This is a genomic window from Dictyobacter aurantiacus (genome assembly GCF_003967515.1).
GTDB lineage: Bacteria > Chloroflexota > Ktedonobacteria > Ktedonobacterales > Ktedonobacteraceae > Dictyobacter > Dictyobacter aurantiacus.
On sequence record NZ_BIFQ01000001.1, the window covers coordinates 1,735,005 to 1,747,173 of the forward strand.

The 12,169-nt window shown below is 54.4% G+C and carries 5 protein-coding genes; all 5 read right to left on the reverse strand.

Features of this window, described 5'->3' with window-relative positions:
* Positions 1-16: 16 nt before the first annotated feature.
* Complete coding sequence (locus KTT_RS06910) at positions 17-2,506, reverse strand: serine/threonine protein kinase (protein WP_126595279.1); 2,490 nt, start codon at positions 2,504-2,506, stop codon at positions 17-19.
* Between the two features lie 549 nt (positions 2,507-3,055).
* Positions 3,056-4,195: a molecular chaperone DnaJ gene (gene dnaJ / locus KTT_RS06915; protein WP_126595280.1), complete on the reverse strand. Its 1,140-nt coding sequence runs from the start codon at positions 4,193-4,195 to the stop codon at positions 3,056-3,058.
* A gap of 398 nt (positions 4,196-4,593) precedes the next feature.
* A complete protein-coding gene (dnaK, locus tag KTT_RS06920; RefSeq protein WP_126595281.1) occupies positions 4,594-6,507 on the reverse strand; it encodes a molecular chaperone DnaK in 1,914 nt (637 codons plus the stop codon).
* Between the two features lie 150 nt (positions 6,508-6,657).
* Complete coding sequence (hrcA, locus tag KTT_RS06925) at positions 6,658-7,761, reverse strand: heat-inducible transcriptional repressor HrcA (protein WP_160145694.1); 1,104 nt, start codon at positions 7,759-7,761, stop codon at positions 6,658-6,660.
* Positions 7,762-8,176: 415 nt separating this feature from the next.
* Positions 8,177-11,107 carry a transglycosylase domain-containing protein gene (locus KTT_RS06930; RefSeq protein ID WP_126595283.1) on the reverse strand — a complete coding sequence of 977 codons (2,931 nt, stop codon included), beginning with the start codon at positions 11,105-11,107 and terminating at the stop codon, positions 8,177-8,179.
* Positions 11,108-12,169 lie beyond the last annotated feature (1,062 nt).

Here is a 12,169-nt window from a genome sequence, read left to right on the forward strand (position 1 = left end):
TCTCTCTGTACCGCGACTAAACGCAGGACTGGTTAGTCTGATTGCTACATGCTACAATGTCGAACGTCGCCAATCGTTGGGCCTTATAATGGATCTGTGATACGCCTTCTTTCACCTTGTTAGTGCCTGGATCGGTCTCTCCCACAAACGCGTTATTGGCCAGCTTAAACATATGGTTAAGCGTGTCTAACGTTCCCGGCTGGCGCAACTGCGCAGGACTCATGTGAATCAGTTTCGCCGCGTCGTCGTGCACCCCCAGGTACCACGCCTGGACGTTATCGATCGCCAGGTTGATCTCTCTGGCCAGCTGCTTCTGCGACACGCTCACGTTCGGCGAATTCGTGATCTCGCGCAGGTGGTTGCCAATATGTTTTAAGTAACCGGGCGGTTCCTCACTCTGACTCACCTCCAGCAGGGCCACGCGCGCGATTTTGGGATCCACCAGTATCGGAGACAGGGTAGAAGGGATATTCTCGGTCTGCACATACTGCGTCCCATCCAGATAATCCAGGATGCGTACCGCCTGTCGCTGCATCAGACCGGTATCGCCACTATTGTAGGCATCACGGGCGCTCCCCGTCCATTCCAGGACCTTCAAACTATTGCGGAAAAGCCAGATATCAAGGCCGCCGGTAAGCCCTACTTTGGCCAGCTTGGGATCTTGCGCCAGCAGGTGCCGCAGGTGGTCGAGCAGGCTAAAATGATTCTGTGTATCCTCGGGACTGGGCACGCGTGAGAAAACAGCTCCGTAGCGCCAGGTAGCCGGATCCAGCGATGGATTGGTCGGGGGCGCGGCCGCATCTTCTTCCGTCACCAGGAAACGGCTATAGTGTGATAAGAGATTGTCGTTCTGAGGACTGCTGTACGCCATCGAAGCATGGCCACTGACCAGTGAGAGCGAACCAAGCGCGATAGGAGGCACCGTAACATTGGTATCCGTATCCCCTAGCAACCAGGCATAATAACTTTTGCCGCTATCGGGAACTGGAACACCGGTCAGATCTATCTGCAGCCCATCCACAATCCCCTTGGGATTACCGGGATCTAGCAAGCCGCTACTAACAAAGAAGGCGTGCCCTGAAGGTGAGGAGGCCGCGAGCCCATTATAACGGGAAGCAAAAAAAGCAACCAGGCTGGCGCCAATCACAGCCAGGCAAAGCAAGGCTGAGAGCAGGATGGTCAGCTTTTTCCCACGCGAAGTACGCCAGAAGCCATCTCTACGCACCGGATAAGGCGCTACATGCGGAGGCGAGACGGGCGGTGCCGGCTGGGAAGCGGGCGACACTGGATGGAGTCTCTGGGTCTCCATCGCCGCCAGCAGATCGGGCGCTGAACGCGGTGAATGCATCACCGCATCAGCATGCGTTGGTGTATGACCGCCATCGGGCGTCACGGCAGGAGCCGCTGAAGTCGGAGCCGACGACAACGAAGTGGGAACATCAGCGATAGGATAGGCTCCAGAGACGTTGGCACCGGCATCCACATTCGAAGCGGCCGAACCGGTCAATCCTTGAGAACGCTGAGGACTCAAGTAGGTCTCATCGATGCTCACCTGTGCCGGTGTAAACCAGGGGGTCAAACGATTGCCACTGCTGGCCGCGCCAGACTGTCCCACACGCGACTTCCCCGGAGCATTGGCAACCCTCGACAGGGCAGCCGTCAGCGCGGCTCCGGTTGGGAAACGGGCCGAAGGATCTTTGGCCAGGCAGCGCAAGATAATCGCGGTCATGCCAGGTACCATGCGAGTATTAATTAGAGCAGGCGACATTGGCTCGGCATGCATATGCTGCATCAACATCTCTGAAGTAGTCTCGCCCTGAAATGGCAGGGTACCTGTGCAGAGCTCATACAGAATCACACCGAGCGAATAGATATCGCTGCGCGTATTAACCGTCTGCCCCTGCGCGCCCTCAGGAGAGATATAAGCAGCATCCTCCAACGCAAGGGTCAGCGGCGACAGCATATTGTGCATCCCGAAGCCCACCACCTTTATCTCTCCCTGTGGTGACTCCGGTGAGTCGGATTGCGTAAACAAAATATGAGCTGGCTTCAGGTGGCTATGGATGACTCCATGCTGATGGGCATAATCCAGGGCCGAGCTTGCTGGCGCCAGGATACGATAAATATCGGTCGGGGCCGGAAAATCGCCGACGCGGGCGGTGGCCTCAATATAGTCGGCCAGCGACATCCCCTCAATATACTCTCTGACAATATAAGCCTGGGGTTGGGCAACCTCACCCGGCAGGTCAGGCCGCTGTGGAGCCGCAGAAGCCTGTACATCGTAGATCTTCGCGATGCTGGGATGATTGAGCGTAGTCAGATTTTTGGTCTCATACACAAAACGCGACATCAACGCAGCCGCATTGCCTGCCTGCAGATGCAGCATAGTAATCTCCACCTGGCGTTGATGCTGCGGATCCCAGGCTTTCCAGGATTCATATTGGCGCGTATCGCTCAATCTCTGCTGTAACTCGTATGGACCAAGATAGTGTTGGTTTGTATCCATGGAGATCCCTCACGCAAAGCTAATCAGCTGCTACCCCGAGGCGATGCCTCTTACACACAATGAGATCCAGAGCAAATGGAATTTTACGGCTTCTACAGGCTTATTAAGTGCAAATGGAATTTTACGTTTATTGCAGGCTCATGAACAGTATGGTGCCAGACCACAGTCAAATCAATAGTAATTATTGACCACATAGCATCCTATGTCAATGAACCATTTCACAATAGTCGATGCGAGCTCGAACTCGGCCGTTGTCAATTTATGAGAGGTGGCGCCACCGCACGGGCGTCCGCATTCGCGGACGCTCAGTTTTATTGAGAGTTGCTGGTGCACAACAACAGGCGCCGGGCGCCTGTTGTTGTGCACCAGCAACTCTCAATAAAACTTTTTGAGCACCGCAGGTGCGTAGCGTCAGGGGCCGAAGGCGCACCCCCTCGGTTTTTCCTACATATTTACGAACGCGACCATAACAAAAAGAGGGATAGGCCACCACACAATGGTGGCCTATCCCTCAAAGATTGGAACGGTTGGATATAACCGTTTTTGAGCCTACTGGAAAACGTCCTTCGTTTTCTCGAACAGGTCGCGGAAGATGTTTTTACTGTTCTGTTCGTTCTGTTCGGCTTCGATGCGGGCGAACTCCTCAAGCAGTTGGCGCTGCTCCGCCGTCAGGTTGGTTGGGGTGACGACCTTGACAAAGACGTGCTGATCGCCGCGTGCGCTACTATGCACGACAGGAACACCCATGCCTTTGAGGCGGAATGAACGGCCACTCTGCGTGCCAGCAGGTATCTTGAGCATAGTGGACTTGCCGTCGACCGTAGGTACCTCTACTTCATCGCCCAGAGCCGCCTGCGTGAAGCTGATCGGCAGATCATAAAGGATATCGTTGCCCTGGCGCCTGAAGAAATCGTGCGGCTTGACGGTCAGGACCACGTACAGGTTGCCCGGGGTACCACCACGGGAACTCACCTCGCCCTCGCCGGTCACGCGCACATTGATGCCATCGTCCACGCCCGCCGGGATATTCACCACTACGCGGCGATTGTTACGTACACGACCCTGGCCACGGCACTTCTCACAGGGAGTCGTAATAATGCGGCCCTCACCACGGCAGCGCTCACACATCGTCACATTGACAAACTGACCAAAAATCGACTGCTGCACCCGGCGAATCTCACCGGAACCCTGACAGGCGGGGCAGCGCTGGGTGGAGGTCCCAGGTTGGGCACCATTACCACGACAGGTCGAACAGGTTTCCCAGCGCGGCAGTTCAATCTCTTTCTGACATCCAAAGACAGCTTCTTCAAACGAAATGGTTAACTCATAACGCAGGTCCGCGCCACGCTGTGGCCCAGAACGCCGTTGACCACCCGAAGCACCCGCGAAGAAGGTTTCAAAGATATCGTTGAGATTGCTAAAACCACCGAAGTTATCGAAGCCCGCAGCACCGGCGCCGGCCCCTACACCAGCATGCCCATAACGATCATAAGCGCTACGCTTCTGCTGGTCACTTAAAACCTCGTACGCCTCATTAATCTCGATAAAGCGGGCTTCCGCTCCCTGCTCTTTATTTGCATCAGGGTGATATTGCTTGGCCAGGCGACGAAACGCTTTTTTGATCTCATCGTCCGACGCGCTGCGCGATACCCCCAGCACCTCATAATAATCTCTTTTGTTTGCGGCCATCTGCTGGTCCTTTACCCTTAGAAACAGGGCGCGAACGTATCCGCGCTACTGGATGAAAAACTTTTCTACTGCATTCAGAATAGATGGTATTGACAGCTTTACAGGTGCTATAAGCATCTGGCATGCGAAACACCTTTCGCGTTCTCTGGCATACATTCTGGCATTATTTAAGGATACCTCATGACCCAAAAGATACGCAATAAGCATAGCCCAAGTAGGAGTATTGGAAGAGTATAAGTAGTACTCAGGCCACTAGCATCTATAACTTTCAGCTAACGATCCCTGCGCCAAAACAGGGATATGAGAGGGTAACGAATTTGTTACCCTCTCATATAGAGGAGATGCTATAGAGATGTTGATACACCGTCTGACAGACAACGATCTCCCCCTTCGGTCAACTACATTTCCTTGTATTCGCCCTCGATGGTGTCATCGTTGGAGCGTGGCTGGTCCTGATCGGCGGCACCCGGCTGGGGCTCACCATATTCAGCACCGGCACCACCAGGCTGACCCTGACCATACATTGACTGGCTGATCTTGAAGAACGCCTGCTCCAGTTCCTCGCGGGAAGATTTGATGCGCTCGACATCGTCGGTCGACAGGGCGGTACGCACATCGGCGATTTTGCCCTCGAGCTCGCTCTTCTGCTCGGGCGAGATCTTGTCGCCGATTTCAGAGAGGCTCTTCTCAGAGCGATACGCGGCGCTATCGGCCAGGTTGCGCTCCTCAACCTCTTCTTTGCGGCGCTTGTCTTCCGCGGAGTGGGACTCAGCATCGCGCACCATCTTGTCGATCTGATCTTTTGACAGACCGCTGGATGGCATAATGGTGATCTTCTGCTCACGGCCGGTGCCTTTATCGCGGGCCGAGACGTTCACGATACCATTGGCATCGATATCGAAGATAACCTCGATCTGTGGCACACCGCGTGGTGCTGGTGGAATACCATCCAGAATGAAGCTACCCAGTGAACGGTTGTCCTTGGCGAACTCGCGCTCACCCTGCAGGACATTGATCTCTACGCTGGGCTGGCTATCGCTAGCGGTCGAGAAGACCTGGCTCTTCTGGGTTGGAATGGTGGTGTTGCGCTCGATCAAGCGGGTGAAGACACCACCCAGGGTCTCGATACCCAGGGACAGAGGCGTGACGTCGAGCAAGAGCACGTCTTTGACGTCGCCGGTCAGCACACCAGCCTGAATGGCGGCACCAATGGCAACGACCTCGTCAGGGTTCACACCACGATTGGGCTCGCGATCAAAGATGCGGCGCACCAGGGTCTGTACGGCTGGCATACGGGTCTGACCACCAACCAGCACGACTTCGTCGATATCGCCAGGGCGCACACCGGCATCCGAAAGAGCCTTGGTCACAGGAACGCGGGACTTCTCAACCAGGTCCTCAACCAGCTGCTCCAGTTTCGAGCGGGACAGCGTCATGGCCAGGTGCTTTGGACCACTGGCGTCGGCGGTAATAAAGGGCAGGTTAACCTCGGTCTGCATCGAGCTGGAGAGCTCTTTTTTCGCTTTCTCAGCGGCCTCTTTCAAGCGCTGCAGGGCCATGCGGTCCTGGCGCAGGTCGATGCCCTGCTCTTTGCGGAACTCGTCGGCCAGCCAGGTGATAATGCGCTGGTCGAAGTCATCACCACCCAGGTGTGTATCACCGTTGGTGCTCTTCACCTCGAAGACGCCGTCGCCCAGTTCCAGGATCGAGATATCGAAGGTACCACCACCAAGGTCGTAGACCGCGATACGCTCGTCTTTCTTCTTGTCCAGGCCATAGGCCAGTGAAGCGGCGGTCGGCTCGTTGATGATACGCAGCACTTCCAGGCCAGCGATCTTACCCGCGTCCCTGGTCGCCTGACGCTGAGCATCGTTAAAGTAAGCCGGCACAGTAATCACAGCCTGTGTCACACGCTCACCCAGATAGGCTTCCGCGTCATTTTTCAACTTCTGCAGGATCATAGCGGAGATTTCCGGGGGGCTATACTGCTTGCCCTGCACCTCAACCCAGGCATCACCATTGGCAGAGCGAACCACTTTATAGGGCATCAAGCGTTTGTCACGATCAACTTCTGGATCCTCGAATTTGCGGCCCATGAAGCGCTTAATTGAATAGACGGTATTTTCTGGATTTGTGATAGCCTGACGCTTCGCAACTTCACCAACCAGGCGCTCGCCATTCTTATTGATAGCTACAATAGACGGCGTGGTACGTGCACCTTCCGCGTTGGGGATCACAACAGGTTCGCCACCCTCCATCACAGCCACACACGAGTTTGTTGTTCCAAGATCGATTCCAATAACCTTTGGCACAGTTGCCTCCTAAATCAAAAATCTCAACATCTCAAGATCTAGCATCCACAGATCAGATCCAGTGTATACAGATCAGATCGAAAATTTATAGATCAGAGCAGAGCTAAAAATCCAAGCTAAACCTAGAAATCTATGTGTATCTGAGTTTTTTTACTCACATCCATAAGCATCAGCCAGTAGCTCATTCATAACCTGCGACATATAGCGCACAACGGCGATGGCACGGCCATATTGCATGCGGGTCGGACCAATGATCCCTAACAGGCCGCCCACCTTGCCCTGCTGCCCATAACGCGCCAGAACCAGGCTGACATCCTTCATTTCATCCCACTGATTTTCGCCGCCGATGATCACTTGCACACCGTCTGAAGAGGGCAGATGCGAGGCCAGCACAGGTAGAATGCGCTTTTGCTCAAGATCATCCATCACTTTCTGCAAACGCTTATGCTCAAGCTCTTCTATCATTTTGCGAATCCGCTCGGCTCGCTCCTCCTCGGGAGGTAAGCGCAGCCCGACGGCAGAGACAGTGGACTGGTCCAGGATATTGACGATGTCCTCCCCGAAGAAGACATCCCCTTCCATCTCGCCATGCTGCTCCAGGATACGAACGATTCCATTCGAAATAATTCGTTCCACCGGAGCGGGCTCATAGGTCATAAGGAACTCATTGAGCTCATCGGCATTTTTGCCAAAAAACAGCGGATTGAGGCGAGCGGCGATCGCGCTCAACTCATCCTGCTGGGTTGGTTTCTCTAAGAGCAAACGCTGCTGTTGAACCGAACCGTCCATCAGAACCAGTATCAGGTGTACCGATAGATCGGTCACCGATAGTACCTCAAAGTGTTTGATGCGCCCCTCGCTTGAGCGAGGAGGAGTCATTACTGCGGCACTATGCAGCAAACGCGCCATTACCGACGCCGTAAGCCGCACCCATTGATCCAGCTGATCCTGTACCTGATAAAACATATGGCGAATCAGACGCTGCTCATCGAGCAACAATGCCGACTCCTGCATCAGGTGTTCGACAAAGTAGCGATAGCCAAGGTCCGTAGGTACACGACCAGCAGAGGTATGTGGCTGATTGATCAAATTCGCCTCTTCCAGGCCCGCGAGTTCGTGGCGTACGGTGGCGGAACTAAAAGGGAGCTCATACTTGCGTACGAGCGTCTCAGACGCAACCGGGGTCGCGTTGTGAATATATTCTTCAACCAGCGCACGCAAAATCTGCTGTTTACGTGGGCTTAAAGGTGTCATGTACGTGCTTCCCTCGATAGTCTTGCTGTACCTCCCTGGCAAGTATCCCGCGCCCGCAAGAGCAGGGCGGTTTATGGATATGCTCGGATGATACAACATCTGTCAAATGCGATTGCTAGCACTCTCACCTGGAGACTGCAAGTACAGAATAGCACTCTCGAGGGTCGATTGTCAAGTATTCCAGGCAGGCGAGTTGAGCGCCCCCTTTCGGGCGTCCGCATGCGCGGCCGCGCCCTTTTATATGTTGACGCCACACACACCGCAATGCGGTGTGTGTGGCGTCAACATATAAAACAAGCTATATACGCCCCAGGGGTTCGAAAACCAGGCGCATCTCATTAAGAAAGGAGCGTAGTGATGTACCACGCTCCTTTCTTATTTAAGCTATAAACCAGATGAACCTGCGAACACTTGCTTACGGCTGCAAGGGCGCCTGCCCATCGATAACGTAATCCGTCGTACCACCACCCTGCATGCCAGTTGCAGATGAGAGAGGAACCTGTTGAACACCGGGAGGAACCGGGAACTTCCAGGTAGGATTTTTAGAAAAGCGGAAATTATAGGTCGGACACTTAACGCCATCACCGACCTGGCCGGCTATGCCAGTTGTGTATTGATTACACTGGCCCACAAGGCTTTCCATGACATTGTGCCAGATGGGGGCCGCGCCGGTAATACCAATGACGTTATACATCGGCGAGTCATCGGCGTTACCAACCCAGACCGCCACGGTCACGTCCGGCGTGTAGCCAACAGTCCAGTTGTCGGCGAAGGAGTCGGTGGTACCGGTTTTAGCCGCTACCTGGTGCGCACAATAAAAGTTCACAGTACAATTGGGATCGATATCTGAGAACGAAAGGTCGTGGTCCCCAGAAAATTCGACGTTGCGATCTGGCTCATCAACCAGAACCGAGGTCATCAGGTAAGCGACCTGTGGACTGAATACACGGCCAGAGACTGGCTTTTCCAGGTTGTAGTGAAACAGGTTATTGCCAAGATTATCCCACACATCCAGGATACTCTGTGGCTGAACGCGCACGCCCTGATTGGCGAAGGTCTCGTAGGCATTAGCCATCTGCAGCGGCGAGATGTCTCTCGCGCCGATGGCCCAGGCCAGGCCATCATTGACCTGAGTATTGATACCCAGGCGCCGCATTGTATTCAAGACAGCATTACCGCTGGTAAACTGCATAGTCTTGATGGCCGCAATGTTCAGCGATCCCGCGGTCGAATAACGAACTGTATGGGGTTCAAAAGTCCAGGTTTTGCCATAGTCCGATGGAGCATAGAAAGTTCCGGCTTCAGACAAGGCATCAATCTGTGACTGGATAGTTGGTACCTGTACGCCAACATTATTGTTGGTCGGGAAGATCGTCTCATTGTCCTCCAGCACAACAGCTGGATTCCAGCCCATCTGGAAAGCGGTGGCGTAGTCGAAAGGCTTAAAGGTTGATCCGGGCGGGCGAGCATGGATAGCCACATTATACTGTCCATTGACCCTGGGATCACTGGAGTTAAAGTCCGCGCTACCGTCCATCCCTAGAATCTCGCCGGTCTTTGAGTCCAGCACTACCACCGCCGCGTCATGCACGTTATTGTTTTCACTCAGTGTGACGTAGGCACCAGTCACCTTTTGCACATCCGGCTTGTAGATGTGGCGCGTAATCTCAGCCTGGATATAGTTATACAGGTTAAGATCGAGCGAGGTACGGATATTATAGCCACCGGTCAGGAAGGCATGGGCGCCTGCGTTACCGCCACCCAGGGCCTTCGTCATCTGGTCGATCACGTATTGCACAAAGTGGGGAGCCAGCATCTGGCGCTGATAGGGCTTGAAGGTCTGTTTGGCCATCAAGGCTTCCGCTTTCTGGGCATCCGCCTCGGTGATCTTCGGGCTATCTGGCTGACCATCGATGGTCATCCCCTGGGTAATCATGGCATTCAAGACCAGCTTCTGACGATCCAGCGCGCGCTGCTTGTTGTCGGCACCCATGGTAGGATCGGTGGCGCTGGGTGCGTTGGGCTGGCCGGCCAGGAACGAGGCGCGCGCCAGGGCCAGAATAGGATCGTTCTTTTTGGTCTTATTATTGTAGGCCAATTTGGAGATACCGGGTATGCAGGGTTTGTTCGTCTCGCAGACAGGCCTGAGGCCAAAGTAATCTTCCGTGGCCACCTCGACGCCATAGGTCTGCGCGCCAAAGGGAGCTACGTTGAAGTACATCTCCATGATCTTGGCCTTGGAGTACTGCTGCGTCAGACCGATGGCCATGGCAGCTTCGTTCAGCTTACGCTGATAGGTGGGCGAATTATCCCTGGTCAGGTTTTTAATCACCTGCTGCGTCAGGGTACTGGCGCCACCATACTGGCTGGTCCCGGCGCGCACAATCGCCAGCGGATCAATACCCGAGTTGGTCCAGAAGGTCTTATCCTCGATGGCGGTCATGGCATTCTGCATGACCAGCGGAATGTCCTGGTAGCGCACAGTGACGCGGCGGCCACTATAGGCTGAGGACGTGTTGTCGTATGCCTCGTACAACAATTTGCCATTGCGATCATAGATGCGGGTGTTCTGGTCGATATGCTGGTTGGCGAATTCTTCCATGCGCGGCTGCTGCTGCACATAAAAGCTATAGGCATAGGCGCTACTGCCAAAGGAGGCCAGCACTACCAGAGCCAGCAGGCATACCAGTGTAATCACCATAACACGTCCCGGACCACCCTGGCGCTCCTTCAGGCGTCGCTGGCGAATCTGCTGATTGATGCGCAAAACGCGCGAGCGTTTCCAGGGACGCGAGGTGTGGGTGACCAACTGACCCGGACCCGGAGGGGAAGGTGGGCGATAGTGATCCATGTAGGGAGCCGGAGGCTGCATCTGGTGACCTGCGACGGTGGCCACTTTACCGGACCAACGCCGCATCATATCAACCGTGTTAGACAACAGGTTAGAGCGTTGCTGCGCTGGCGACATCGGAGGCTGGGACTGCGGTGAATACTGCTGTCCCGGCTGAGGGCCCGCGGCTGGCTGCCACTGTCGATTGGGGGCCCCAGATGTCCGCTGCGATGGTGACCTTTGCTGCATACCCTGACCAGCCGGGGGCGGAACTTGCTGTCCCCCCTGCGCCGAGGGGGAGAATTGCTGATATCCCCCACGCAACAGGGACGAATTGTTCCGCTGAGGTCCGGCTGGCGACGAGGCAGAATTCGCCCCAGGCAACGGCTGTGATTTAGAGGCCCCATGACCATTTTGCTGCGTTTTAAAGTTGCTTAACAGTCCTCCGGTCTTGGGCCGGGGACTATTCTCAGAAGGTTGATTTTCGTCTGAATTTGGATTCCAATTATCGCTCATACATCATCCTTGTGTTAGCGCAGTGGTAGCCTCTGCCTTCAATATATAGATAAATCTAAATATTTACTCTGCCACTGTGAAACAAAAATATAGTCGTCTCTGCTCCTCTTCATATACCAGAGAAAGCTTTACATCTGCGTTCTTCTATCTTATCTTTGAGAATGTGTCTGACTTCCGCCACCATGGGGCATGTAAGCGCCCCCACACGGGCGTCCGCTGCGCGGCCGCACCGGTTTTGGTTGTTAGTGCACCAGGGGCGCGGATGCGCCCCTGGTGCACTAACAACCAATGGACTCTTGAGCACCGCAGGGGCAAAACCTCATGCAGGCCGCAGGCCATCATCATGAGAGTCAGACACGCTCTGAGAGTGTGTCTGACTTCCGCCACCATGGGGGCACGTAAGCGCCCCCGCACGGGCGTCCGCATACGCGGCCGCATCGATTTTTGTTGGTGCATGAGGTGCACAGATGCGCACCTCATGCACCAACAAAAAACTGGCTCGTGAGCACTGTAGGTGCGAAAGCTCAGGTGAGCCGCAGGCGATGATCATGAATGTCGAACACGTTATGAATGAGAGAACGGCAGATCCAGATACATTTAGAGGCCGCCAGTTTTATCCCTCTAGCTCCCCCATGCTCTGGGTTTCCTGGTTTTCAGGCATCCGCATCGTGCATCATAAATAGGGTACCGAATTACCTATCTCAACGAACCTGTTGATACACGTTAACACAACCCCCTATTTGGGGGGTATGGTAGCAAAAGCTTCTTATATTTTGCTATTCAATTACTTATTTTTACTGGTGGTTTTTTAGTCCTTAATAACAAGAATATACTGCTATGTGACGCGTCCTTGCAAATTACGCGCGAATAGATAAGAAAGCTCTCCTATGAGTGGGCTGCCAGGCAGTTTTTTTCTCTATAGAGATTGTTTTGTGTCTGCGACCCCAGACGCGAACGCATTCGGCGCTCGTAGAGGTTTAATGTGGTGATGCAGAACCGGTGCTCCGCACCGGTTCTGCATCACCACATTAAAGAGGGTGGCACGTCATTCCCTGGTGTGCC